Below are 20,977 nucleotides of genomic sequence, written 5' to 3'. Positions count from 1 at the left end.
GTATTAATATTAAAGATAGTATAAAAAATAATATGCTCAAAAAAATCAAAGAATATTACTTTTAATCGATTAGTAGTTAAGTTTTCCAGACGAGCTATTAATCGATTTTTATTTTCCTCCGTGCTTACGCACGGGAAATTTTTTGCGTTGTGATTATTTAACTTAGTCCTGTTTCAGATTTATTTGTAAGCAAGGTACCTGTAAATTCTAAATCTAAACTAGAGCCTTCACTGCCTTGTATGCCAGTGTACCAACTATAAATTGTTTTATATATTCCAAGAGTCTGAGACTGTTCCACTTCATCAGGTAAACCAAACTTTTTGGTTACGGAATCAGGGGATGTTTTATCTGATAACTTTTTATAAGCTTTGAGGGTAATTCTATTTTCTGGTCTTTCCCAACGAAAATCAGTTATAGAGCTTTTTACTACTCGATTATTAACAAAAGTGAAGTTAAGTGTCATGTCATCATATTCCCATTTGGCAACTTTGGTTTCAACACCAGAAATTTCATTAGAGGATGTTTCTGATGGACCAGATTGAAGCGATTTTTTAACATACGTGTATGTTGAACCACCTTTGCCATCCTTCATGAGATCCCCTACATTGATTTTATAATATATTTTTTGAAGCGTTATGTTATCCTTTGAAGTTTGATCTCCATAATCATCAGTAACCAAATTACTAGATTCAGTGGAAGAGTCATAACTTTTTTGATCTGTTTTAGTGTGACTAGTAGACTCATTACTATTTTTACCAGCCATAAATACAGCTCCCAATAATCCTGTAAAGGCTACAACGATGATTATCCAAAACCAAATTTGCTTGTAAAAAGGGCGCTTGCTAGAGGTTTTCTCTTTCATTACATAATTCTCCTTTAAGTAATATTAATGAACTATTTTATAAATTAATCGAAATAAACTATTAAATAATCCGCTTACTTTAAAATCAAAATAATAAATCATTGTTATTTCTAAATAAATCAACAGTGTCATCAAACATTCTGTTGGGTATTCCATATTGCTGCATGAATTGTATGGGTTCTTCATAGGAAGAATACTGTTTTGTTGCATAATCGAAGATGGTATTTAGTGAATACAGGTCAGCAGCGTGTTCTTCAGAGGTTATTACTTTGCCATATGTGTATTTGAACTTGCCATCATTTTCGTTCATTATATGGCCAATCTCATGCCCTATAATAAAGGGTAGTTCGTAGTGATTGAAACAATTCAAATTGATAACCATAAAACTTTGATCGGGCAATGAAATTGATTGATACGATTTGTCTTTAGTAACAAGGGAATAAGAAATACCACAATCGAATGCAAGGTTTAAAAGATAATGTATTAATTCGTTCATAATTTTAACTTTCTTCTTTAAACTTTATTCCCGACTTGTCTTTGGCAATATAATTTAGCAGGTCATTTGCTCCAGGAATAGAATTAATACGTGTGTTTTCAGTTAATAAAAATGAAAAAATATTTACTAGTTTACTTATAGTAGGTCGAAGAAAGGGAACACGCTGATTGTTAATAAGCTCCTCGATATCTTTTATAGACATAGAACTACTATTTACTAATTCAACTCGTGAGGATAATGTGGCTGCCATGCTGAAGTTAGACATAGAATCTGTATAGGCAGCTGAAATGCTACAAATAACAGAGTAATTTTCTGAATTGTAAGAACTTATAACTTCAGTCAAATCTTTTATTTTTTTGGGTTTGCTTATATTGATAGTAATAAAAAATTTATCCAAAGTTAGACTGAAGTTTTCGAATTTTTTGATATTCTTGATTACTTTTTTAGCTTCATTGAGCTCACCACAATATATTTCATTTAAAGTTGTATCGATCAAATTGAAAGAAAGTTTGCTTTCCATTTTTTTAACTCCTTATACATATTGAACTTGAATATCTGTTTGAACTTGATTGTCTCTCTTTGACGGTTCTGTATATTTATTTGATGTGTCAAAATCTAACTGAGATTCACTACCATTGTTAATTTGAATCGTTTTGTATATATTCCAGTCGCTCTTTACATTTATTAATGTTCTAGGCAGTTCTTTGTATGAAGCAGGATCATTGTTTTTATATAAAAACAATTTAAATTCCTTATCGTGTTCTAATAGCCAATTATAAATTTTCATAGTTGCATCTTCGGAAGCTTCATATCCAGAATATGTCAGCATAATCTCATATTTAGTTAGTCCAGTATCATGCTCTATGTTTTCGTAAGAGTATGAATCGATTGAGTTTGTTCCCACTAGGGATAATCTTCTGCATATCTGAAATTCTGAATAATTACCATATTTTTCGTGTAGCTCTATCATAATAATTCTCCTAATATATTTATTGTAGTATGCTTTCATCAATATGCTGCTCAAGAAAAACTTTTAGTTTTGGGTCATTCCACCATAGGTGCTTGTTTTTATTATAATCATCATGTATATTGCTTGTTTTTTTAGTTTCTTCATTAGTGAGTGATTTTGCATCAGAGTTAAGCTTATCATCTTTACTGAAAGCAGAAACTATAAAGTATTCTTTTTCTAACTTATTTTCTCTTGTATCAATGAAAGCTAGCAATCGTTCTGCACTTAAATATTCTGGTGGGATTTTTTTAGGTACACCGTTTTGAAGCAATACAAGGTTACTGATGGTGTTTCTTATTTCAAATATCGGATTTCTATGTAAAAGTCTGATTTTTTTACTCATAGTAAGTGTAGCCCTATAAATATTATCATTTATAGGAATCAAAAACTTTGTCGTCAACTCATAATCTTTCCCACTTAAAATAGATGGTTCCATACGATCTATAGTTTTTATTGCTCCCTTTAAAATTGCTTTGGCTTCCATAGATGGCATAGAACGAGCTAACTTTCTAAAAGGAGTATTGTCAATTTTTAAATCTTTTGCATTTTCAGCTAAATCAAGCAATTGTACAGAAGTCTTTGATGGTAAAGAATAGGTTCTGTTTAACATAATTTATCTACCTTTACCTTTTCTGATGTCAGAATCCATCAAACCACGGATAACATCTAAGTATTCTTTGGGTACCGGCTTTCCACGATAAGAATAAATTCTTTCATCATCCCCGATATCAAGGAATGGCTTTTCGTCCTTATTCGACACAGGTGAGGGATCATCTGTATTACCAAGCAGGTAGTCGGTGGAAGTATGAAGCACTCTGGCAACCTTCTGCAGATTTTCTGTAGAGGGCTGCTGAGTTTTCCATTTGTAAATTGCATTTTTACCTAAACCAGCTTTTTCGTTAATTTGTAGCAAACTCATTCCATGATTTTTTGCCATAATTTTCAAGTTATCAAACAGTGTCATAAAAGCATTTCTCCAAATTTATAAAAACAATTTAGACAATTAGCTTGACTTATTTAGATAATTATCTTATATTTAATTCATCAAGTAATTGAGCAAGAAAAAACCAGCCTATCAATTCAGTTACTTTGGCGAGTGAAGATTGATATAGCAACGTTTATTTGCTTATTTGTCATGGCCTTAGTATAGCCGATTGTCTAAATAAGTCAAGAACTTGATTAAAAAAATACCGTTTATTGCATTAAGGAGGTGAGACAAATGGAAATAAGAATTACAGGGACATCTGAAGAGATAGAAAAAGCTCTCCATAATTTAAAAATTACAAGAGAGCGAAAAAAATATTTGTATTCTGGTGTTGATGGAAAAAAGATTTCCGAAAGAACAGAAGAATATTAACTGCTTTCTAAGTTGACTAATTCATCGTAATACATTTTGACCAAATTAATCATGTCTTTTTTATAAACTACATCATTTGTAGTACGTGAATTTGCTTCTATTTGAGAGCAAGTTAACTTAATAGCTTGCTTTAACAAATCTCTATCCTTAGCCATGATTGTCACCTCCTTTAACTGAGATGATTTAAGTATAACAAGAAAGAAGGAATTTAAATGCAGGAATTAATAAAAGTACAGGTCAAAGGTGACCAACAATTGGTTAGTGCCAGGGACTTGCACAAAGGATTAGGTTTAACTACAAGATTTAGTAAATGGGTTGAACAGAATTTTAAAGACTTCGAAGAAGACGTAGATTTTACGACTGTAACTACAGTTACGGACATGCCAAACGGTGGTACTAAGCCACTTTTAGACTACGCTTTAACAATCGACATGGCAAAACAACTTTGCCTATTAAGTCGAACTGAGAAAGGTAAGCAATATCGCAAATATCTAATTGAGGTTGAAAAGAAATGGAACGATCCAGCCGAAATTGTCAAACGAGGCTACGCCATTCTGCAAGACGAAAACAATCATCTCAAAATTGAAAACGAAAAGATGAAGCCAAAGGCAATTTTTGCAGACGCAGTATCTACCAGTAAAGCAACTATTTTAATTGGACAGTTAGCAAAAATTTTACGTGGTAATGGCGTGAATATTGGTCAGAACAGATTGTTTGCTTGGTTGAGAGAGCATGGTTATCTAATCAAAAAGCGTGGCAGATTATGGAATACGCCAACTCAATGGGCAATTGATCATGGTTGGTTCAAAGTCAGAGAAAAGGCTTCAAGCAATCCTGACGGCAGCACTTATGTAACTTACACAACGATGGTAACTGGTGAGGGTCAGAAGTATTTCATTAACAAACTATTGGGTAGTGAGCAAATGGAACTGGTCTAAATAAGTCAAGAACTTGATTAAAAAAATACCGTTTATTGCATTGAGAAAGAAGGAAATATAATGCATTAAAAAAATCATAGCTCTCAGGAAAGCTATGACTGCGAAATTGTTTTATTCTCAAGTGCGTCCTGAAACACCAACTAGGACTTGATGGTATCGTCGCCCAAGCCTGTACCTAGTTCAGCTGCTTAACTTTAATGTGTAGTCTTGCTTTAAAGGATTTACCTTTACGTCGAATAATAAATCCTATCGAGTTAAATTTACACGACAGATAAATTTATCTCCCACAAGGTTGTGCGTCTTAACGTAGACACTAACGCTAAAGTCCTCACCAGCTTAACGGTTAAACAGTTATCCGCGAGAAAACAGGTCTCTCAAAAAGTCTTTCAAAGTGAACAACTCCTTTCAAAACCTGTTTTTATATTATCAATTTTAGTGTGTTTCATCAAGAACTTGATTAAAAAAATACTGAAAGGAGGATAAAAAGTGCAAAAAAATATCCCCTTGCTAAGGGACAAATTTTCAATATTTTTAAAAATTTCTAGGTTGCAAAGCCCGCATCATTTGACTGCTTATTGTTCCAGCGGTGCATCAGCATCGATTTACTTATATGGAAATTAACTTTAAAAGTTCCTAAGGGTTTTCCTGTATCAACAGTTACAAGTACTCAAAATCAGTCGCTAAACTTCAATTAGGTATTTGCAGCTGATAGATATAGGCAAAGTTACTCTTAATTTACTTTCACTAATTACTAGAAATGCTAAATCAAATCAGTCAGGCAATAACCAGTCACCATTGATCATATCAGTAACAGTTTTTTTATTAGCTCATATTTTTCAACCTACAGAAATACACACTACTCCAAAAATTGTGACAAGATGTTATCACCTCCTTACGGAATATGCCAACATCTTTATGTGTCATATGTTGAAGCGCTTTTATTATAACTAAAAATATGATTGGTAGTCAAGAAATAACCGAAAGGAAGTGAAATCATGGTTGAAGAAGAATTATCAAATATCGTTGAAGATATGGAGATTAAATTTACTGTTGCTTTAAAAAAGCATCATATGAAGCAATATGAGTTAGCAAAAGCAATTGGAACTGGACCGCAGCAGCTTAATCGTGCGCTTCATGGTGATATGAGTCCGCGTTCTAAAGAGATTCGCAAACAGGCTGCTGAAAAATTAGGCTTGTATTACAGATATTAGAAAGAAGGAAACAAGATGCAAGAATTAGTGATCATGCAAAATCAACAAGCTATTACAAGCAGCTTGCAAGTTGCAGAAGTATTTGGAAAGCAACACAAGAAAGTGTTAAGAGATGTCAGAGACATAATTAAAAAAGATGGGGCCAAAATTGGACCCATGTTCGAAAGGTCAACATATAGCGACAGCTACGGTCGTCTAAAAGAAATGTATTTTATGAATCGTGATGGCTTTACATTGTTAGCTATGGGCTACACAGGTGCTAAAGCAATGGAATTCAAGTTAAAGTACATTAATGCCTTTAATCAAATGGAGAGCGAGATTAAGGCAATTCAAGCTGGTCACCTTGACAGTTACATGATTGAAGATCCCGTAAAGCGAGCTGAGAAATGGCTTGAGGAGCAGAAGGCATATCTAAAAGCTAAGCCTAAAGCAGATTATTACGACAGCCAAATGCGAAATCCAGGATTAATGACCACAACTGAGATTGCTAAGGATTTTGGTATGACGGCTAAGAAGCTGAATGTTGAGCTGCACAAGCGGCATGTCATTTATCGTCAAGGCAAAGTGTGGGTGTTGTATCGCAAATATGATGCTAAAGGTTACACGCAATACGAGCCGTACTCTTATTCCAAGGACGGTAAAAAAGCGCAAGGCGTTCACAATAACTTGAAGTGGACGCAAAAAGGCAAGAAGTTCATTTATGACTTGCTTGCTAAAGATGGTATTCATCCAGTGCTAGAGCAAATGGAATTGGTGTAGAGAGGAGAAGGAAAATGATTAAAAAAGAAAACAAAAAAATATCCCCTCCTGTAAGGGATAGGACATATAAAATTGTTGAAGGAGGGACTGAAATTTTAAAAGAAATGAACCCTAATTTAACACTTGATGAAGTTTTTGGGCACCATAGGTTTAAGCACGTATTTATTCAGGATAAATTAAGAAAGCAAAGAAAAGTACAAAACTATGTTTTTAAAATATTAATTCTTTTCACTACCATTATTGGCTTTATTCTTTTTGGAATAATCATGATCAATTTCTTTCTTAATGTTTTTAACTTCCGTATATAATGCTGGATTATCGATTGATCCTAATTTTTTATTTTTCATGTATTCATCAAAATAATTGATTGTTTTAAAAAAATAAAATGTTCGATATGGAGTTTTTATTGCAAATTTTATCTTTAAGTTTTTATTATTAGACTTTCGATCTGAGTAATAAATATTTGAATCGCCAACAAGAAATGATACTGAGGTTCTGACAACATCGTAGCTGTTGAGTCTATGTGGAAATTTTACTTTATGACTTTTTACTGATCTATTTAAGATTTGTGAGTGTAAGAGTCGAAATGTATGAACTGGATTATTAAAATGTATGTTTTCATCCAAGAAATCATCTTCTTCGCCAAATTTGTATATTCCAATTATAGATATTGGTGTAGATCTTTTATTAATTATTAGTAGTGATAATACAGCTACATCGTAATCACAAATCACTGATTTTTGGCTTTTATCTGAATTGAGAAGCTTCAAATCTTTTCCATGAATCCAGTATGAATCAAATTGGTCATCTAACTTACAATCAATTTTTGGCTTTTTGAGTATATAGCTTAAAAATGCAATTAAGAATCCACCACCAGTGAATATAGCTGACATTATGGCAATTATTGTTGACAATTGTATTACTCCTTTATAAAAAAATATTTTAGTAAATTTTAGCACTTATATTTTTACACAGGAAGTGAAATTTAATGAAATTAACGATTGAAGGGGATCTGGAAGAAATAAAAAAAGTGCTCCAAGCTGTTACGAGTAGCAAAGAACACTTTGACGAGAATGTAGATGAAGAATCTGAAACAATCGGCTTCAAAAATTAATTAACCTTTAGGTGGAAATGGGTCATGTCCATGGCTATCACGACTCTGAATTTTACCGTCTTTACCATGAATAAATAATTCGGAATTCTGATTATTTGAAATCTTGCGAGCAATATTTTTGGCTTCTGCTTTGGTATGTGTATGAACAGTTGCCTTAGAATTGCCTTCGCCTTTAACATTCCAACCACCCTTATGGTTAGGAACGACATGTTGATTTTTACCCATATAATTCACCTCTCTTCTAAATTAAGGTTAATTATACCATATATATTGTATTTTAATACAGAAGGAACATACAAGATGCTGTGGAGAGTAATACAAAAAGAATTAAATAGAAGGCATTGGACATTGAAAACATTGTCTGACGTATCCGGTGTTAAATATGACAGCTTAGTAAGATATAAATCTGGTAAAAGAGATCCAGGATTTAGCAAAGCATGTCAAATATCTGATGCACTAGGCATCAGTTTGGATGAATTACGAGGTAAAAGAGAATAATTTGATTGCTTTGAAGATAAGGAGGTGAGTAAACATGCAGATTCCAGTGACTAAGGAGGAACGCAAAGCTGAATTTATGGAATTCGCTAAAGAGTTACATTTGGTTCCGGAAGATAGTTTGATGGGAAAAACAATTGGAATTGATGAGTTTGCCAAGAAATATTGCAAGCCACATGGCAAAGATTGGGTTAAGGCGAATATTTTATATAAATTTGAACCTGATTGGTGCCAAGATATCCATCCTGGACCTGGGCGTGGCTTTACAATTTTTGAAAAACCAGCTGCCAAATGGATGGAGGAACACCGAAGTGAAATTAATTGGAATGCTAAATAGGGAGGTGATCTAAATGATTGAACGAGATAAAGATTATGCGGCAACAACGCTGATTGGACTACTAGCCATGGCAGTTGTGGAGTTTGCAGCTTATGACGCGAACTGCATCTGGAATAACGGTGTAACGCAATTGTTCGAAGATGTTGGAGCAATCCTATTGGTGATTGCAGCAGTGCTGTTTATCAGTGCTTTGTATTTTCTGAAGCGTGATAAGAAAGGAGCGACGAAAGATGAGCTTTAAAGAAAAACTACATAAAAAGCATTTGGAAGAAAATTTAGTTATTGCGAGTAACTGCTATGGTGAAAACAAAAAGTCCGCAATCTCTGGTACAGATTGTGGACTATGCAATATAAATATATACAAGGAGAGTATAGCACAATGAGCGAAGAGAGACGAGTTTTTAGTAAAAATGGTGTGAATCTAGCGAATTACCGGTTAGGTAATGTTTGGGGATTTAGAGAGGATATACCATCTACGCCATTCACTTTTGATCAGCTAAAGGAGATAGTTAATCAAGAATTAGTAAATCCGGGTGAAGCTGACCTTGTAAAAGCAATGGGCGGTGCAGCTTGGCTATGGGAACAATGTGAGTTAGCTGAAGAAAAACGCATTTTTAAAATTGGAGAAAGCTTTTTATTCAAACTCGATGGAGAGTGGTTCTTTGGTAACTATTCCAGATCAGGCTATAGTCCCGAACCATTGATTGCTGCGGAATTTAGAGACGCCTATTTTGACTTAGTTGACTCAAAGCACACAAATATTTCGGATGATGATTGGCATAAAGTCTGGCTTAAGTTTAGCGAACCAATTGAGGAGGACAGGTCATGAATATTACTAAAGATGATTTAACAGAAATGATTGAACAGCAGGCTACTGAAGATGTTGAAAATAGGCTCACAGAGCTTTTGCCACAAGGACAAGGGGAATCATACCAAAAGGTAAGAATGGCTTATCAAGCGCTCCAAAACACAATAGAATTCAAACAATTTAAGCAGAGCTTTATTGAATTTCACAACAGAGCACTAACTAATAATCTACTAAGCCAACTTGGTAAGATACCAGACATGATTAAGGAAGCAGGAGATAACTATGAAGCTTTTTGAAATTAACGATGCCATTAAACAAATTATGGATAAGGATGACCTTGATCCAGTTGCGATGAAAGACACGCTTGATGCACTGGAATTAACACGTGACGAAAAGCTAGACAGTCTAGCAGCTGTTATTGAGAAAACAAACTCTGAAGTTACTTTTCTAAAAGATAAAATCAGAAAGTTAACTGATCAAAAACACTTTGCTGAAAACAGAATAAATAATCTGCAAGAGTACATGACTGGTATTTTGGACGAAGCAAACATTAAGAAATTGCAGACTAAGAATCATATTCTGAAACCTCGTAATTATCGTGATAAAACGATTGTTTCGGATAGTGACAAGCTACCAGCCGAGTACAAGATCAAAGAAGAAGTCGTCAAGATTGATCGCCAAAAGATTTATCAGGACTTGAAAGACGGCAAAGAAGTAGCAGGTGCACACTTGAAACCTAACCGAAAGACAACGATTAGCTAGGAGGCAAGCACATGACAGAATCAATTAAAGAGCAACCTAAAGATTATGTACCACTAGCTGAAAAGATTGCTAAGGCTAATCATGATATCGGAGCAATTGCCAAAGACGGTAACAATAACTTTCAACGATATTCTTTTCAATCAGAAGCAGCGATTAAAGCAGCTGTGCAACGAGTAGTTTCTGAGAATCAATTTTCAATTATTCCTAAGTTTGAAATTATTGAGCGGGAACAACAACCAACTAAGAACCGAGGGGTAAATAATTTCGTTTATGTTTTGGGTACATTTACTATTACTGACGGAGTTGAAACTTTAACAGGGTCAATGCCAGGTGCAGGTGCAGATACGGGTGAGAAAGCCGTACAGAAGGCTTGTACAAGTGCACAAAAATATTTTTATAAGCAACTATTTAATATTACGGATAAAGACGAAGATCCAGATGCACAAGATAGTAATCCAGGTGGTGGCTATCAAAAACAACAGCGAACTACTAAACGCCAGCAACCAGCAACCAAGAAACAAGCTCCACCGACTAAAACCTTTACTGATAAAGAATTGCTAGATTACACAATTACTGATAAGCACGGAGAAGTAAAGCTAGTACAAGTTGTCTCAGAAGCGGTAGCCGGCAATCAAGAAAGTAAGGCTACCTTACATGGCTTAGGTGGCGAAAGTAAACAAGCTTATGCCCAAATTTATAAGCAGCAACTTTATAAGAAGTGGTTGGAAAACAGTAAGGGTGGTGCATAGCATGGTTAAATTGTTAAAACGTAAAAAAGATAACTATGTGAATATCAGTCAACGATTGATATCAGATGATAGGTTGAGTTGGAAAGCACGTGGAATTTTCGCTTATCTTTGGGGTCAAGCTGATAACTGGCAGTTTTATGTCAGCGAACTAGTAAGGCATGCTACTGATGGTAAAAAATCATTGCAAGGTGGTTTACTTGAACTAGAAAGATTTGGCTATCTTGAAAGAAATAATAAGCATACTGATAAAGGAGTGTTTGGCGGAAAAGAGTGGATTTTAACAGATGAGCCCAACCGTCAACCCCATTTAACCGTTGACGGTCAAATGGAACAAAATCAAGCAAAAAAGTGCCAAACAACCGTCGACGGAGAAACCCGTCGGACGGTAAATGGGTCACTAACTAATATTAATAATAACTATTATCAAGAAGTAACTAATAAAAACATACAGTGCAAACCTGACAAGCAGGTTATGCACAATGTGAAAGATGAATCCATAAAAAATAAAACTCAAGAGTTTAATCAGCAGGTTAAAGGTGAATTTGAAAAATTATGGGATCACTATCCAAATAAAAAAGGAAAACAGCAAGCTTTTAATCACTACAAGTCTTGGCGAAAGAAATCGAAGGCTAATACCTACAAATATCTGGCAAATAAACTAGTTGATTACTTAAAGTACGTCAAACTTAATTCTGATTGGTATCACCCAATGAATGGCAGTACTTGGTTTAATGGCAGATTTGATGATGAATTAGATACTGATAAGCCAAGCGGAAAGAGCTGGGGGCCAGTTAAGCGTATTGAACATGGCACTGACTGGAGTAATAAAAAGGCTAAGCCCACAACTGAGGTTAATTCGGATAAGTTAAAGGACTTTTTCAAGAATTTAGAAGAAAAAAGTGGAATGAATAAAAATGCAGAATAAGAAAATTGAAGCTTATAAGGGTAAGGACGGCGATTACTACGAGATAGTTGAAAACGAAGGCGAGTACTATGATGCCGTCACTTTCAATCTTAGCAAACATGCAATAGCGGGCATGTACATTGGTGTTGACACAGCAAGACAAGATTTGCTTGATGCGGGTGCTGTACCAGTTAAGGTAAGTGACACTTTGATGGAGATGTAGTAAATGGTAAAGAATAAAAAGCGAATGAAAGAATATGTTATTTGGTGGGCAACTGATACCTGTTTTGACTATCAATCTAAGGTAATTAAGTTGCCTGCCACATTGTCAGCAAAGCAAGTTAAACGAAAATGTCGCTTGGCAGCGTTAGAAGAAGCTGTTAAAGAAGGCGGCTTTGAATATCAATTTGAGACAGCAAAAGATGCCAAAGAAAGGGGAGGCTTCTATTGATTAATAGAACTGTATTAGTAGGACGGCTAACACGTGACCCAGAACTAAGAACGACACAAAGAGGTTTGTCGGTATTGTCGTTTACTTTAGCGGTTGAACGAACTTTTAAAAATAAAGATGGCTCACGTGACGCTGACTTTATCCAGTGTGTTGCTTGGAAAAAAACGGCGGAGATAATTAATCAATATTGCCACAAAGGTTCAATGATTGGTGTAGATGGTCGCATTCAAACTAGAAATTATGACGATAAGAATGGCCAGCGAGTTTACGTTACTGAAATCGTAGCAGACCAGATTGCACTACTTGATCCAAAGGATAGCAATCAAAGACAACAAGGTGGCTATCAACAAAACAATAACGGCTATAACAGCAATCAAAATGAGACAGATCCATTTGTCGGCAAGGGTGACACAATTGACATTTCGGATGATGATCTGCCATTTTAATGGAGGTGCTTAAATGCAAAATAGAAAATTTGAAGCATTCAAAGATGATAGCGGTGATTATTTCGTTATATATAACTATAAAAACAAGCATAATTTGCCTTATGCTGTTGATGTAATCAATTTAAGCAAAGGATTGGTAATTTGTAGCCGAATTGATAAAACAACGGCTAACTATGTTTGCCAAGGTATGCAACCAGTCAATTTGAGTGTGACACTAATGGAGGTGCCGCATGACAGATAATAGATGTGCATTTTGTCAGGCTGCACTTGATTTAGAAGATATCTCAGGTAGAAAAGGTGATTTTTATCTAGATGAAGAGCTAGGCATTCTTAATGTTTGGGATTATGAAGCTAAACAGAAATTAGAATTCAAAGTTAAATATTGTCCATGGTGTGGCAGAGAGTTGAAGGTAATGCATGGCTAATGAAAAATAATAACTTTTTAGTTGATTGGATAACAATTATGAAACTTGTATTTAAGCAACAGCTAAAAATAATCCTGCCAATAATATATATGATAAGTGGTGGACTAGTAGTCATTTCTTCAAAAATAGCAATTAGTGAGTATTATATTTTTATGAGTATTTTTGTAATATTTATTGCTGTATTGATATTGCTAACAATGCTAATATGCTGGCTTTTACTGCTGTATCTTTATAAAAAGGATGACAAGAAGACTTAATTGAAAATGCTTAACAGCCAGTTAATAAAACTAATGAGGGTCATAACATTTTCCATGGGTTCCAATATGAAATCGTTCATTAATAAACAAATGTACATAATATTTTGAATTATGTTTGGGTAAGAGTGTATAAAATCAGCAAAAGTAAATATTTCCCCTTTTATAGATATTTTAGCCGTAAATTGAGTATCCTTATTAGATTTATAAAAAGAAAATAAAGCTTTTACAAAACCCAAAGAATAATAGCTCGGAAATATGTCTTCTTCTATGTCAGTCTGATCATTATGATCTGTTTCTTTTGTATAAAAATTTTCTATTTCTTGATCAATATTGGTGTCGGTAGCTTGGGATAAAGACTCAGTTTTATCAAGTATTTCTGAAATCATGTTAGGAAATCTAAAGTCTTGATTACGAAAATTATTTGCTAAAGACTGTATTTCTTCTACTGAAGTAGTTTGAAATATATCTTTAGGGATAGTAGAGGCTAAGTTGGTTCTTTTAAATGAATTTTTATATATTGATTCCCATTTGGTGATTGAAGAAGTTATTTCGTTAGCTTTATATAAACTTAAAGAGCTTTTAGAAAATTGCATTGGCCTAACGTATTCTGTTGCAAAAGAATAATTTGATGATGGTAACAACTTATTAAGGCTATTTAGAGTATTTTTAAGTGGATAATTTGGGATATATTGTTTTGGATTAAGATTTTTAAGTGATTGTAATTCTTCTAAGTATGGGTTTGATTTAGATAAACTTGTTTGAGTTCTTTTAAAAGAATTAGTAAGTTCCTTGTTCCAAGAGTTGTATGGTGAAATACTCTTAGCAGTTAAGAAATGATTATTGAGCTTAGTGTAGTTAAAAGCATTAACTAAATTTTGATTATGATTATTTTCTTTATTCATATTTCCCTTCCATAAATACAATATATTGATTTATGTATTATTATACACGAAAGAGACACATAATGTTGTGGGATAAAATACAAATAATTTTAAATAAAAAACATTGGTCTTTAGTAAGACTAGCTAAGGAATCCAATGTAAATTATGAAACGTTGAAAAAATATAAATTTGCTGGGCAAGAACCCAGTTTTAGTAAAGCATGTAAAATCGCTGATGCCTTGGGTATCAGCTTAGACGAATTGAGGTGAAAGCAATGACTAGAACTGCAATTCCGTGGATAGAACTTCATGAATTAGAGGATAAGTACAAACATGTAACCAGAATTAATAAAAATTCAGATAAAGCAGATGTTCAAAAGCTGAACCAGATAATAATTACTTTAAATCCACATGTGAAAACAGATAAGAATATCGCACGTTATGTTGACTTGGGTTATAGTTCAAGGGAAATTGAATTTGAACTAGGAGTTACCTCTAAAAGGGTTAATACTGTGATTGCAGAGCAAGGTTTATTGATTAGACCTAAGTTTAAATACTTGTTGATTGATCCATATGGTGAGTCTTACTTTTTGGCTGAATTAGCAAATGTAAAGCCATTTGGACCTGTGAGGAGTAATTTTGCAATTACTGAGAAATCATTAGCTAAACGAGGTTTTAAGCTATATCGCTTTGATAATCATTGGTTTGACTTAGATCGAGGTGATAGCTACATGGTTAAAGGTAATGACGACATGATTTTTGTTAAGTAACAAGATAAAGGGGTTTTAGTAGTGGAGTTTGATAGCTTAGAACAAGTTGATATCAACAGAAACAAGACGGCTGAAAAGGTTCGTGACTTCTTGAATAAAGACTTTATCCACTATTTAGATAAGGCTGGCCTGCATAAAGCTGATCTAAGCAGTCCGCAACTAGACCCCACTGGAGTGAGTAGTCATGGTGGCAATAGTGCCGAGTATAAGATGGTCCAAATTATCGATTACGAGAATAAATGTAAGGCAATCATCACAGCGATTAAGAACTGTCGTGAGAACGTTGGACGTGGAGTTCGTAATCGGACTATTTTACAGGATGTCTATCTCAAAGAATTAGAGAATTGGCAAGTTCAAGAGAGGCTAGGATTGTCTGAAGCAGCCTATTATGCCAAGAAGCAAGCAGCCTTATGCGAATTTGCCGATAGGATTGAAGTTTGGGCAGTTCGCTTTGGTACTCATATTCCAGATTTACATATATATCAAAAGGAGCAGTAGGGTGCAGTATAAATTTACAGTAATGGGAAAACCCTTTGGCAAGCAACGCCCACGAGCAACCATTCTTGGCGGTCATGTTCATATGTATACGCCTCAAGACACTAAAGATTATGAAGCAAAAGTGCGCAGAGCAGCCATTGAGCAGGCACAAATGATTAGTTGCCCAGTAATCGTGGACATAAAAGCTTTCTTTCCAATTCCTAAATCGACTTCTAAGAAGCAAAAAGAACGCTGTTTAGCGGGATTAGAGCGACCAACTAAGAAGCCCGATAAGGACAATATTGAAAAAGTTGTCCTTGATGGTATGAATCCTGTGTCAGAAACTGATAAGGCGACACGTAAGCGAATAATTAAGGCTGAGGGCTTGTATTTGGATGACAAACAGGTGGTAGCTGGTAAGACAACTAAGTTATATGGTGAACCCGCTAGAGTGGAAGTTACAGTAACAGAGTTGAAGAGGTAAATAATATGGCAGGAAAAACTTTAGATTTTAACGGTAAGATTAAGAATTTTAAAGCGCAAGCTGGTGAAGTAACAATCACAGTTACCGCTGATACAGAAGATGTATCGCTAGATGAGCTGAATGAGGTATCACAAGCCGGTAGTTTGAGCTTTGGCTTAGAAGCTAGTCAGCAAGAATTAATTGACGATGAGGCTACTGGAGAAGTTCCAGATGGGCAAGGTGAGTTATTTGATGATACTAGTGACCTGAATGAATCAGCTAACTTAGGATTGGTCGATGATGAACATGAGCAAACATCGGACGATTAAACAACTTAAAGCAGAGCTAATAACTCAGAAACCCAAGCCTAGGCAAAAGTTTAAAATTGTTGAACATGATTTTACTAATGGCTTGAGTGTAACTGATCACTTCATTGAGCGAGCACATGAACGATTTGGAGTTAGAGACTTACATGATAGTGCTAAGAATCATGATTACGTAACGAGTTGGGCGTTAGAGCTGCTTAAAGACTATGATGAGATTGAGCAGTCGGGTGATGATGCATTGCTGGTAAAGTGCAAACAAATTATTATTGTCTATTCAATTCATGGAAAAAAGTGTCTTACTTGCTATCCTATGTCATATAACAAAGATACTAAGGTATATGATTCTTTAGCAGCAACGATCAAGAAAAAGTTACTGAAACTGGATGATTTTGACAGTAATTATGTGCAATCAGTATTCGTTGATCGTTATTATCAAGACGGTCGCAAGTATGCCAAAGAATTATGTGATTTACATATTGAGCTAGCAGCATTATATAAGATGCAGTCAGGCAGTACCCATCATGATGTATTTGATGATAAGCAGACTAAGATTGAGCAAATTAATTCGGTGATCCATGAGATAGAGGCCAAGATGAATAATATTAAAAAAGTAGTATTTAATTTAGATGTAGTAAAGGAGGGAGAACATGCAAACGTTAGTGGTTCATGACGACAATAGCTTTGACGCAGTAAAGCAAGATGTGCATGACTTTTTGTTATCAGACGAATATTTGTTTATCAAAAAGGTAGAGGAAATAGCAGATGAAAAGACCGTGATAGTGACATACATGCCACGACGGTTATTACAGATGTATGTGCCAGCAAAATTGGTATAGAGATATGGGCGCTTTAGTAAAGAAACTAAGGTGCCCTATATTTTTGGATTGACATCATGCACAACTATACGTATAATTATGCATAGCTAAGAAAGGAGGTACAACCAATATGCCGATGTCACCAAAGGAAATGCTTAAACTCTTAAAAGCTAATGGCTTTGTTAAAAAACGTCAGCGTGGAACGTCACATATAATTATGTACAATCCAGAGACCAAAAAGACGGTTCCCATACCAATGCATGCTAAAGAACTTAAAAAAGGTATGGAACAAGGCATATTGAAGCAAGCGGGGTTAAAGTGACCCTCTTTGTTGTATCTATATTGATTAAAGGTGGATTACGATGAAAGATAAAAATATTTTAGCATATCCAATTATTTTGCATCCAGAAGAACAAGGCGGTTATAGTGTAGAGATTCCAGACATTGCCGGAGGAACTTGGACACAGGGTGAAGATATGGCTGATGCGATTTATATGGCAAGTGATGCGATTGGTGCCATGTTAGTCAGTGAAGCTAAGTATCCTACTCCAACGCCTATTGAAGAAATTGAGGTATCGGATAATGAAGTTAAAACAATTGCTTCAGTTGATATGAATAAGTATCGCAAGCTAAATGAAAAGACTATTCGTAAAACTGTTTCGGTACCAGAGTATCTGGTTGAACTAGGTAAAGAACAACAGATTAACTTTTCAAAGACTTTGACAGAAGCGTTAGAAAAGCAGTTATTAGCAAAATAAAAGAATAAGCCACTATTTAAAAGGATAGTGACTTTTTGATTTGGGTAGAGGTTTGATGGAGAAAAGCTGGAGATTTAGTAGAGAACAGGTGGAGTTATTAAGTTATATTATGGTAATGTCGAAAGATTAGGAAACGAAAATACCTGATCATACGATGCATCAATTTCCTTAACATAATTAATGGTCAGCAGCGATGGTCTCTTACATAGGTTCGATTCCTATGGCTGCTGTAGTCCGTGATGACGGTAAACTAAATATATTCATCTCAAAAAGTGTCTGGGAAAAAACTCAGCACAAAAGGGAATGTTAGAATAAAAAGCTAGCATTCCTTTTTTGATGCAATCTTTTGTTCATATTATGCTCTGAAAAAGTTACAAAGCTTAAAAACATTTGCAATAATATTCGATTTTAACGGCCACTTTTAACCCTAATTTTTAAAAATCAGAGTTATTTCCCAGACACTTTGTATTATTGCAGTGAGGTGAATGAAAATGGGTATGAATAATAATATTGAACAAAAAGATTGGGCAGACCTGGTTGAGTTACCGTCTTTCAGTTATACATGTGGTTATTGTGGAAGCGATACAGGTACTAATAAAGGATATAGAATAAATAGCGTGGGGGTAACTAATGATGTAGCAATTTATATTTGTCCTATCTGCGGATGCCCAACTTATAAAGAAGATGAAGTTTTGGTACCAGGAACTACGTATGGAGAAGAAATAATCAATTTACCAGATAGTGTATCTAGTATTTATGATGAAGCTCGTAATTCTTATCGAGTTGGTGCATATACTGGTGTAATCTTGATTTGTAGAAAGATATTAGCCAATGTAGCAGTTTATTATGGAGCAAAAGATGGACAATCTTTTGTAAAATATATAGATTATTTAATTGAAAATGGATATGTACCTGAAAAGAGTAAGGAATGGATTGATGAAATAAGGTTAGAAGGTAATTCTGCAACTCATAATCAAACATCAAAAAATAAAGATGATGCTCAAAAAATTTTAGATTTTGTACAAATGCTATTATTAATTAACTGAAACTTGAAAGCTAGAAATCACCTCAAAAGAGCGTGATTTCTAGCTTTTTTGCCTAAAAAATAAAAACGCAAGCCCTCTCTGCGTTATACTTTAAATAACCAAAACTAAAGTTACAGGAGTTCTTACGTTATGAACAGTATACCGCAATTCAATCAAGAAAAGGACACTTCTTCCTTAATTTCATCTTTTACAAAATTAATTGGTCTAGCTGACTTAAGTAAACAGGTTAATTTTAGACGTCATTCTTTAGTTAGCCTGCTGATGGTAGTTAAATGGCTAATCCAATCACGTTTTGCCCGTAAATCACTGTATCGTTTTGACCAACCAGCTGAATTTACCTCTAAGACTGGCAGAAATATCCTTAATGATGGCCGCATCAATTGGCAAAAACTGCTTTGCTTAGCTGCTGCCAAACTAATTAAGGTACTTAAACCGGTAATCGACAAGCGTAGAAGACTAGCTTTGATTGTAGATGATACTTTGCTAGCACGTTCCTATTCTAAGAAAGCGGAATTACTTGCCAAAGTTTACGATCATAATGAGCATAAATATGTTAATGGTTATCGTGGCTTGACCGTTGGTTGGAGTGACGGCAATACTTTTTTGCCAGTTAATTTTGCTTTGATGTCCACCAAGAGAAAACAAAATCTGCTTGGCAGTAAAGCCACTACAACCGATAATCGTTCTATTGCAGGCAGAAGAAGAACCCAAGCCCAAAGGCAAATGAATGATGTCACGGTTGAATTGCTTAAGCAAGCTATCAATGAAGGTGTACCAGCAGACTATGTACTGTTTGACAGCTGGTTTGCCTCGCCCAAAATGTTCTGGCAGTTAAAGCAGTTAGGATTAGACAGTGTCTCGATGCTTAAGTTGAGCAAGAAGGTATACTACTGCTATCGTGGTCGCCTTTATGATGTAAAAGTTTGTATGAACGCTTAGCTGGCTCAAAGCTGAAAGCCAAAGATGACTATCTTTATAGTTGTGTAGTCGAGGCAGAGTATCAAGGACATAGTTTTCCTATCAGATTAGTATATGTTACTAAACGTGGTAATAAGGGAAAGTACTTGGTCTTGGCTACCACCAGATATCAGCTGCAACCTAAAGAAGTCATTCAGCTTTATGGTCGTAGATGGCAGATAGAAACCTACTTTAAAGCAGCTAAGCAATACCTAGCTTTAGATAAATCACAAATTCAAAGTTACGATGGTCAGTGCGGATATTTTGCAATTACCGCCTTAACTTATGACTTGCTGGCTTGGCAAGAGAGACAAGCAGTTGATGAGCGAACAATTGGGGATTTATTCTATTTGATGAATGATGCGTTGCCGGATTTGGCGTTTGAAGAAGCATTGGTCTACCTGCTAAGTGCCCTAAAAGCAGTTAAAGAAGAAATAACTACAGAAGTCGAGCGGATAATAAATAATTTTATTAAATTACTGCCAGGATTTATTCAAAAGCAGCTGCAGAGAAGCGTTTAAAATATAATTAAGAACCAAAAAAGCCAGACTCAATAAGGAATCTGGCTAGTTTTACTGCTTTCAAGTTTCAGTTAATTAATTTTAAATTTAATAGTGATTATAAACGGTAAAAAATATAAATTAATGTATTTTTTTGAATTGAGAGGTAGTTTTATGTCAATATCTGACGGTATAAAAATAATAGATGAAACTAAAAAGATTGCAAAGGATCATCATGATAAAAATTTAAATGAACAAATTATAAATTTACAAGAGTATTTAATATCCCTTAGTGAAGAAAATTTGGAATTGCAAAATCAAATTAATGAATTAAAAAGCAAAGTAGAAATTCCGGAAGATATTGATATAGACAATGATGGCTTTATAGTCAAAAAAGGCGATGATCGTAAATATTGTCCTGGTTGTTGGAATAAGGAAAGAAAATTATCTTTAATGCCTAGAAAAGGTATTGATAGATTGGGGGTACATAAATACAGTCATAGATGTGCAGCTTGTGGAACCATTGTAGATACTGAAACTGAAAATTATTAAAATATATAATCTCAAAGACGGACCAACCATCCGTCTTTTTTGATGCAGAAAGA

General features: G+C 34.7%; 39 protein-coding genes and 1 pseudogene. 30 read left to right on the top strand and 10 right to left on the bottom strand.

Features of this window, described 5'->3' with window-relative positions; genetic code table 11:
- Positions 1 to 157: 157 nt before the first annotated feature.
- From OZX56_RS05510 to OZX56_RS05485, 6 genes are all read right to left on the bottom strand, one after another.
- Positions 158 to 862, bottom strand: a complete 705-nt coding sequence (locus OZX56_RS05510; RefSeq protein WP_277139191.1) for a DUF3862 domain-containing protein — start codon at positions 860 to 862, stop codon at positions 158 to 160.
- Positions 863 to 947: 85 nt separating this feature from the next.
- On the bottom strand, positions 948 to 1,358 hold the full coding sequence (locus OZX56_RS05505; RefSeq protein WP_277139190.1) for a hypothetical protein: 411 nt from the start codon (positions 1,356 to 1,358) through the stop codon (positions 948 to 950).
- A 4-nt stretch (positions 1,359 to 1,362) separates the two neighbouring features.
- A complete protein-coding gene (locus OZX56_RS05500) occupies positions 1,363 to 1,878 on the bottom strand; it encodes a hypothetical protein (RefSeq protein WP_277139189.1) in 516 nt (171 codons plus the stop codon).
- Between the two features lie 12 nt (positions 1,879 to 1,890).
- Positions 1,891 to 2,328 (bottom strand): hypothetical protein, encoded by a 438-nt coding sequence (locus OZX56_RS05495; protein ID WP_277139188.1) that lies wholly within the window; start codon positions 2,326 to 2,328, stop codon positions 1,891 to 1,893.
- Between the two features lie 19 nt (positions 2,329 to 2,347).
- Complete coding sequence (locus OZX56_RS05490; RefSeq protein WP_277139187.1) at positions 2,348 to 2,977, bottom strand: hypothetical protein; 630 nt, start codon at positions 2,975 to 2,977, stop codon at positions 2,348 to 2,350.
- Positions 2,978 to 2,980: 3 nt separating this feature from the next.
- Positions 2,981 to 3,331 (bottom strand): helix-turn-helix transcriptional regulator, encoded by a 351-nt coding sequence (locus OZX56_RS05485; RefSeq protein ID WP_277139186.1) that lies wholly within the window; start codon positions 3,329 to 3,331, stop codon positions 2,981 to 2,983.
- Positions 3,332 to 3,586: 255 nt separating this feature from the next.
- Between OZX56_RS05485 and OZX56_RS05480 the strand changes: the two genes are divergently transcribed.
- Positions 3,587 to 3,724 carry a hypothetical protein gene (locus OZX56_RS05480; RefSeq protein WP_277126081.1) on the top strand — a complete coding sequence of 46 codons (138 nt, stop codon included), beginning with the start codon at positions 3,587 to 3,589 and terminating at the stop codon, positions 3,722 to 3,724.
- On the opposite strand, the gene OZX56_RS05475 is transcribed toward OZX56_RS05480, so the two are convergent.
- A complete protein-coding gene (locus OZX56_RS05475) occupies positions 3,721 to 3,879 on the bottom strand; it encodes a hypothetical protein (protein WP_277126082.1) in 159 nt (52 codons plus the stop codon). The two genes, OZX56_RS05480 and OZX56_RS05475, sit on opposite strands and share 4 nt — an antisense overlap.
- A 57-nt stretch (positions 3,880 to 3,936) precedes the next feature.
- Between OZX56_RS05475 and OZX56_RS05470 the strand changes: the two genes are divergently transcribed.
- From OZX56_RS05470 to OZX56_RS05460, 3 genes are all read left to right on the top strand, one after another.
- Positions 3,937 to 4,662: a phage antirepressor KilAC domain-containing protein gene (locus OZX56_RS05470; protein ID WP_277126083.1), complete on the top strand. Its 726-nt coding sequence runs from the start codon at positions 3,937 to 3,939 to the stop codon at positions 4,660 to 4,662.
- 995 nt (positions 4,663 to 5,657) lie between these two features.
- Complete coding sequence (locus tag OZX56_RS05465) at positions 5,658 to 5,873, top strand: helix-turn-helix transcriptional regulator (protein WP_277126088.1); 216 nt, start codon at positions 5,658 to 5,660, stop codon at positions 5,871 to 5,873.
- A gap of 15 nt (positions 5,874 to 5,888) precedes the next feature.
- A complete protein-coding gene (locus tag OZX56_RS05460) occupies positions 5,889 to 6,632 on the top strand; it encodes a phage regulatory protein/antirepressor Ant (protein WP_277139185.1) in 744 nt (247 codons plus the stop codon).
- A 218-nt stretch (positions 6,633 to 6,850) separates the two neighbouring features.
- Here the strand turns inward: OZX56_RS05460 and OZX56_RS05455 are convergent, their stop codons facing one another.
- Positions 6,851 to 7,546, bottom strand: coding sequence for a hypothetical protein (locus OZX56_RS05455; RefSeq protein WP_277139184.1), 696 nt, complete (start codon positions 7,544 to 7,546; stop codon positions 6,851 to 6,853).
- Positions 7,547 to 7,620: 74 nt separating this feature from the next.
- Between OZX56_RS05455 and OZX56_RS05450 the strand changes: the two genes are divergently transcribed.
- Entirely contained in the window at positions 7,621 to 7,746 is a 126-nt protein-coding gene (locus OZX56_RS05450; RefSeq protein WP_277139183.1) for a hypothetical protein, read from the top strand.
- On the opposite strand, the gene OZX56_RS05445 is transcribed toward OZX56_RS05450, so the two are convergent.
- Positions 7,747 to 7,971, bottom strand: coding sequence for a DUF2188 domain-containing protein (locus tag OZX56_RS05445; protein ID WP_277139182.1), 225 nt, complete (start codon positions 7,969 to 7,971; stop codon positions 7,747 to 7,749). It lies immediately after the preceding gene.
- Between the two features lie 75 nt (positions 7,972 to 8,046).
- On the opposite strand from OZX56_RS05445, the gene OZX56_RS05440 reads away from it, so the two are divergent.
- From OZX56_RS05440 to OZX56_RS05380, 13 genes are all read left to right on the top strand, one after another.
- Complete coding sequence (locus tag OZX56_RS05440; RefSeq protein ID WP_277139181.1) at positions 8,047 to 8,244, top strand: helix-turn-helix transcriptional regulator; 198 nt, start codon at positions 8,047 to 8,049, stop codon at positions 8,242 to 8,244.
- A gap of 34 nt (positions 8,245 to 8,278) precedes the next feature.
- Positions 8,279 to 8,578: a hypothetical protein gene (locus OZX56_RS05435; RefSeq protein WP_348635951.1), complete on the top strand. Its 300-nt coding sequence runs from the start codon at positions 8,279 to 8,281 to the stop codon at positions 8,576 to 8,578.
- Between the two features lie 13 nt (positions 8,579 to 8,591).
- Positions 8,592 to 8,819 (top strand): hypothetical protein, encoded by a 228-nt coding sequence (locus OZX56_RS05430; protein WP_277139180.1) that lies wholly within the window; start codon positions 8,592 to 8,594, stop codon positions 8,817 to 8,819.
- Positions 8,820 to 8,957: 138 nt separating this feature from the next.
- Positions 8,958 to 9,407 carry a hypothetical protein gene (locus tag OZX56_RS05425; protein WP_277139179.1) on the top strand — a complete coding sequence of 150 codons (450 nt, stop codon included), beginning with the start codon at positions 8,958 to 8,960 and terminating at the stop codon, positions 9,405 to 9,407.
- The gene (locus OZX56_RS05420) at positions 9,404 to 9,682 is read left to right on the top strand and encodes a hypothetical protein (RefSeq protein ID WP_277126096.1); all 279 of its coding nucleotides are present in this window, start codon (positions 9,404 to 9,406) and stop codon (positions 9,680 to 9,682) included. Before OZX56_RS05425 ends, OZX56_RS05420 begins: the two co-directional genes overlap by 4 nt.
- Positions 9,669 to 10,148 (top strand): siphovirus Gp157 family protein, encoded by a 480-nt coding sequence (locus OZX56_RS05415; protein ID WP_277139178.1) that lies wholly within the window; start codon positions 9,669 to 9,671, stop codon positions 10,146 to 10,148. The genes OZX56_RS05420 and OZX56_RS05415 overlap by 14 nt, the downstream gene beginning before the upstream one ends.
- A gap of 11 nt (positions 10,149 to 10,159) precedes the next feature.
- Positions 10,160 to 10,897, top strand: coding sequence for an ERF family protein (locus tag OZX56_RS05410; RefSeq protein WP_277139177.1), 738 nt, complete (start codon positions 10,160 to 10,162; stop codon positions 10,895 to 10,897).
- A gap of 1 nt (position 10,898) precedes the next feature.
- A complete protein-coding gene (locus OZX56_RS05405; RefSeq protein ID WP_277139176.1) occupies positions 10,899 to 11,822 on the top strand; it encodes a hypothetical protein in 924 nt (307 codons plus the stop codon).
- On the top strand, positions 11,812 to 12,024 hold the full coding sequence (locus OZX56_RS05400; RefSeq protein WP_277139175.1) for a hypothetical protein: 213 nt from the start codon (positions 11,812 to 11,814) through the stop codon (positions 12,022 to 12,024). The genes OZX56_RS05405 and OZX56_RS05400 overlap by 11 nt, the downstream gene beginning before the upstream one ends.
- A 3-nt stretch (positions 12,025 to 12,027) precedes the next feature.
- Positions 12,028 to 12,252 carry a hypothetical protein gene (locus OZX56_RS05395; protein ID WP_277139174.1) on the top strand — a complete coding sequence of 75 codons (225 nt, stop codon included), beginning with the start codon at positions 12,028 to 12,030 and terminating at the stop codon, positions 12,250 to 12,252.
- Positions 12,249 to 12,698, top strand: coding sequence for a single-stranded DNA-binding protein (gene ssb, locus OZX56_RS05390; protein WP_277139173.1), 450 nt, complete (start codon positions 12,249 to 12,251; stop codon positions 12,696 to 12,698). The genes OZX56_RS05395 and ssb overlap by 4 nt, the downstream gene beginning before the upstream one ends.
- A gap of 13 nt (positions 12,699 to 12,711) precedes the next feature.
- The gene (locus OZX56_RS05385) at positions 12,712 to 12,939 is read left to right on the top strand and encodes a hypothetical protein (protein WP_277139172.1); all 228 of its coding nucleotides are present in this window, start codon (positions 12,712 to 12,714) and stop codon (positions 12,937 to 12,939) included.
- Positions 12,929 to 13,123 (top strand): hypothetical protein, encoded by a 195-nt coding sequence (locus OZX56_RS05380; RefSeq protein ID WP_277139171.1) that lies wholly within the window; start codon positions 12,929 to 12,931, stop codon positions 13,121 to 13,123. Before OZX56_RS05385 ends, OZX56_RS05380 begins: the two co-directional genes overlap by 11 nt.
- Before the next feature lie 253 nt (positions 13,124 to 13,376).
- Here OZX56_RS05380 and OZX56_RS05375 read toward each other — a convergent pair whose 3' ends face one another.
- Positions 13,377 to 14,282, bottom strand: coding sequence for a hypothetical protein (locus OZX56_RS05375; protein WP_277139170.1), 906 nt, complete (start codon positions 14,280 to 14,282; stop codon positions 13,377 to 13,379).
- Positions 14,283 to 14,344: 62 nt separating this feature from the next.
- On the opposite strand from OZX56_RS05375, the gene OZX56_RS05370 reads away from it, so the two are divergent.
- The 12 genes and pseudogenes from OZX56_RS05370 to OZX56_RS05315 all read left to right on the top strand — a co-directional run bounded on the left by OZX56_RS05370 (position 14,345) and on the right by OZX56_RS05315 (position 20,924).
- Entirely contained in the window at positions 14,345 to 14,530 is a 186-nt protein-coding gene (locus OZX56_RS05370) for a helix-turn-helix transcriptional regulator (RefSeq protein WP_277139169.1), read from the top strand.
- Positions 14,531 to 14,535: 5 nt separating this feature from the next.
- Positions 14,536 to 15,030 (top strand): hypothetical protein, encoded by a 495-nt coding sequence (locus OZX56_RS05365; protein WP_277139168.1) that lies wholly within the window; start codon positions 14,536 to 14,538, stop codon positions 15,028 to 15,030.
- Between the two features lie 21 nt (positions 15,031 to 15,051).
- Complete coding sequence (locus OZX56_RS05360; protein WP_277139167.1) at positions 15,052 to 15,528, top strand: ArpU family phage packaging/lysis transcriptional regulator; 477 nt, start codon at positions 15,052 to 15,054, stop codon at positions 15,526 to 15,528.
- A gap of 1 nt (position 15,529) precedes the next feature.
- Complete coding sequence (locus tag OZX56_RS05355) at positions 15,530 to 15,991, top strand: RusA family crossover junction endodeoxyribonuclease (RefSeq protein ID WP_277139166.1); 462 nt, start codon at positions 15,530 to 15,532, stop codon at positions 15,989 to 15,991.
- A 5-nt stretch (positions 15,992 to 15,996) separates the two neighbouring features.
- Entirely contained in the window at positions 15,997 to 16,299 is a 303-nt protein-coding gene (locus OZX56_RS05350) for a hypothetical protein (protein WP_277139165.1), read from the top strand.
- Positions 16,268 to 16,966, top strand: a complete 699-nt coding sequence (locus OZX56_RS05345; RefSeq protein WP_277139164.1) for a hypothetical protein — start codon at positions 16,268 to 16,270, stop codon at positions 16,964 to 16,966. The genes OZX56_RS05350 and OZX56_RS05345 overlap by 32 nt, the downstream gene beginning before the upstream one ends.
- The gene (locus OZX56_RS05340; protein ID WP_277139163.1) at positions 16,944 to 17,132 is read left to right on the top strand and encodes a hypothetical protein; all 189 of its coding nucleotides are present in this window, start codon (positions 16,944 to 16,946) and stop codon (positions 17,130 to 17,132) included. The genes OZX56_RS05345 and OZX56_RS05340 overlap by 23 nt, the downstream gene beginning before the upstream one ends.
- Before the next feature lie 109 nt (positions 17,133 to 17,241).
- The gene (locus tag OZX56_RS05335; RefSeq protein WP_277139162.1) at positions 17,242 to 17,433 is read left to right on the top strand and encodes a type II toxin-antitoxin system HicA family toxin; all 192 of its coding nucleotides are present in this window, start codon (positions 17,242 to 17,244) and stop codon (positions 17,431 to 17,433) included.
- Between the two features lie 40 nt (positions 17,434 to 17,473).
- Entirely contained in the window at positions 17,474 to 17,869 is a 396-nt protein-coding gene (locus tag OZX56_RS05330; protein WP_277139161.1) for a type II toxin-antitoxin system HicB family antitoxin, read from the top strand.
- Positions 17,870 to 18,360: 491 nt separating this feature from the next.
- Entirely contained in the window at positions 18,361 to 18,915 is a 555-nt protein-coding gene (locus OZX56_RS05325) for a DUF4145 domain-containing protein (protein WP_277139160.1), read from the top strand.
- Between the two features lie 129 nt (positions 18,916 to 19,044).
- A pseudogene (locus OZX56_RS05320) lies at positions 19,045 to 20,393 on the top strand (transposase).
- A 153-nt stretch (positions 20,394 to 20,546) separates the two neighbouring features.
- The gene (locus tag OZX56_RS05315; RefSeq protein WP_277139159.1) at positions 20,547 to 20,924 is read left to right on the top strand and encodes a hypothetical protein; all 378 of its coding nucleotides are present in this window, start codon (positions 20,547 to 20,549) and stop codon (positions 20,922 to 20,924) included.
- Positions 20,925 to 20,977: the final 53 nt, after the last annotated feature.

The organism is Lactobacillus sp. ESL0684 (assembly GCF_029392675.1).
GTDB lineage: Bacteria > Bacillota > Bacilli > Lactobacillales > Lactobacillaceae > Lactobacillus.
The sequence above is the reverse complement of the archived record's forward strand: the minus strand, read 5'-3'. Positions and strand labels throughout refer to the sequence as shown.

Bases quoted from the DNA above. Each gene is read 5' to 3' on its own strand.
- OZX56_RS05510 (WP_277139191.1), bottom strand. From the start codon at position 862: ATGAAAGAGAAAACCTCTAGCAAGCGCCCTTTTTACAAGCAAATTTGG.
- OZX56_RS05505 (WP_277139190.1), bottom strand. From the start codon at position 1,358: ATGAACGAATTAATACATTATCTTTTAAACCTTGCATTCGATTGTGGT.
- OZX56_RS05500 (WP_277139189.1), bottom strand. From the start codon at position 1,878: ATGGAAAGCAAACTTTCTTTCAATTTGATCGATACAACTTTAAATGAA.
- OZX56_RS05495 (WP_277139188.1), bottom strand. From the start codon at position 2,328: ATGATAGAGCTACACGAAAAATATGGTAATTATTCAGAATTTCAGATA.
- OZX56_RS05490 (WP_277139187.1), bottom strand. From the start codon at position 2,977: ATGTTAAACAGAACCTATTCTTTACCATCAAAGACTTCTGTACAATTG.
- OZX56_RS05485 (WP_277139186.1), bottom strand. From the start codon at position 3,331: ATGACACTGTTTGATAACTTGAAAATTATGGCAAAAAATCATGGAATG.
- OZX56_RS05480 (WP_277126081.1), top strand. From the start codon at position 3,587: ATGGAAATAAGAATTACAGGGACATCTGAAGAGATAGAAAAAGCTCTC.
- OZX56_RS05475 (WP_277126082.1), bottom strand. From the start codon at position 3,879: ATGGCTAAGGATAGAGATTTGTTAAAGCAAGCTATTAAGTTAACTTGC.
- OZX56_RS05470 (WP_277126083.1), top strand. From the start codon at position 3,937: ATGCAGGAATTAATAAAAGTACAGGTCAAAGGTGACCAACAATTGGTT.
- OZX56_RS05465 (WP_277126088.1), top strand. From the start codon at position 5,658: ATGGTTGAAGAAGAATTATCAAATATCGTTGAAGATATGGAGATTAAA.
- OZX56_RS05460 (WP_277139185.1), top strand. From the start codon at position 5,889: ATGCAAGAATTAGTGATCATGCAAAATCAACAAGCTATTACAAGCAGC.
- OZX56_RS05450 (WP_277139183.1), top strand. From the start codon at position 7,621: ATGAAATTAACGATTGAAGGGGATCTGGAAGAAATAAAAAAAGTGCTC.
- OZX56_RS05445 (WP_277139182.1), bottom strand. From the start codon at position 7,971: ATGGGTAAAAATCAACATGTCGTTCCTAACCATAAGGGTGGTTGGAAT.
- OZX56_RS05440 (WP_277139181.1), top strand. From the start codon at position 8,047: ATGCTGTGGAGAGTAATACAAAAAGAATTAAATAGAAGGCATTGGACA.
- OZX56_RS05435 (WP_348635951.1), top strand. From the start codon at position 8,279: ATGCAGATTCCAGTGACTAAGGAGGAACGCAAAGCTGAATTTATGGAA.
- OZX56_RS05430 (WP_277139180.1), top strand. From the start codon at position 8,592: ATGATTGAACGAGATAAAGATTATGCGGCAACAACGCTGATTGGACTA.
- OZX56_RS05425 (WP_277139179.1), top strand. From the start codon at position 8,958: ATGAGCGAAGAGAGACGAGTTTTTAGTAAAAATGGTGTGAATCTAGCG.
- OZX56_RS05420 (WP_277126096.1), top strand. From the start codon at position 9,404: ATGAATATTACTAAAGATGATTTAACAGAAATGATTGAACAGCAGGCT.
- OZX56_RS05415 (WP_277139178.1), top strand. From the start codon at position 9,669: ATGAAGCTTTTTGAAATTAACGATGCCATTAAACAAATTATGGATAAG.
- OZX56_RS05410 (WP_277139177.1), top strand. From the start codon at position 10,160: ATGACAGAATCAATTAAAGAGCAACCTAAAGATTATGTACCACTAGCT.
- OZX56_RS05405 (WP_277139176.1), top strand. From the start codon at position 10,899: ATGGTTAAATTGTTAAAACGTAAAAAAGATAACTATGTGAATATCAGT.
- OZX56_RS05400 (WP_277139175.1), top strand. From the start codon at position 11,812: ATGCAGAATAAGAAAATTGAAGCTTATAAGGGTAAGGACGGCGATTAC.
- OZX56_RS05395 (WP_277139174.1), top strand. From the start codon at position 12,028: ATGGTAAAGAATAAAAAGCGAATGAAAGAATATGTTATTTGGTGGGCA.
- OZX56_RS05385 (WP_277139172.1), top strand. From the start codon at position 12,712: ATGCAAAATAGAAAATTTGAAGCATTCAAAGATGATAGCGGTGATTAT.
- OZX56_RS05380 (WP_277139171.1), top strand. From the start codon at position 12,929: ATGACAGATAATAGATGTGCATTTTGTCAGGCTGCACTTGATTTAGAA.
- OZX56_RS05375 (WP_277139170.1), bottom strand. From the start codon at position 14,282: ATGAATAAAGAAAATAATCATAATCAAAATTTAGTTAATGCTTTTAAC.
- OZX56_RS05370 (WP_277139169.1), top strand. From the start codon at position 14,345: ATGTTGTGGGATAAAATACAAATAATTTTAAATAAAAAACATTGGTCT.
- OZX56_RS05365 (WP_277139168.1), top strand. From the start codon at position 14,536: ATGACTAGAACTGCAATTCCGTGGATAGAACTTCATGAATTAGAGGAT.
- OZX56_RS05350 (WP_277139165.1), top strand. From the start codon at position 15,997: ATGGCAGGAAAAACTTTAGATTTTAACGGTAAGATTAAGAATTTTAAA.
- OZX56_RS05345 (WP_277139164.1), top strand. From the start codon at position 16,268: ATGATGAACATGAGCAAACATCGGACGATTAAACAACTTAAAGCAGAG.
- OZX56_RS05340 (WP_277139163.1), top strand. From the start codon at position 16,944: ATGCAAACGTTAGTGGTTCATGACGACAATAGCTTTGACGCAGTAAAG.
- OZX56_RS05335 (WP_277139162.1), top strand. From the start codon at position 17,242: ATGCCGATGTCACCAAAGGAAATGCTTAAACTCTTAAAAGCTAATGGC.
- OZX56_RS05330 (WP_277139161.1), top strand. From the start codon at position 17,474: ATGAAAGATAAAAATATTTTAGCATATCCAATTATTTTGCATCCAGAA.
- OZX56_RS05325 (WP_277139160.1), top strand. From the start codon at position 18,361: ATGGGTATGAATAATAATATTGAACAAAAAGATTGGGCAGACCTGGTT.
- OZX56_RS05315 (WP_277139159.1), top strand. From the start codon at position 20,547: ATGTCAATATCTGACGGTATAAAAATAATAGATGAAACTAAAAAGATT.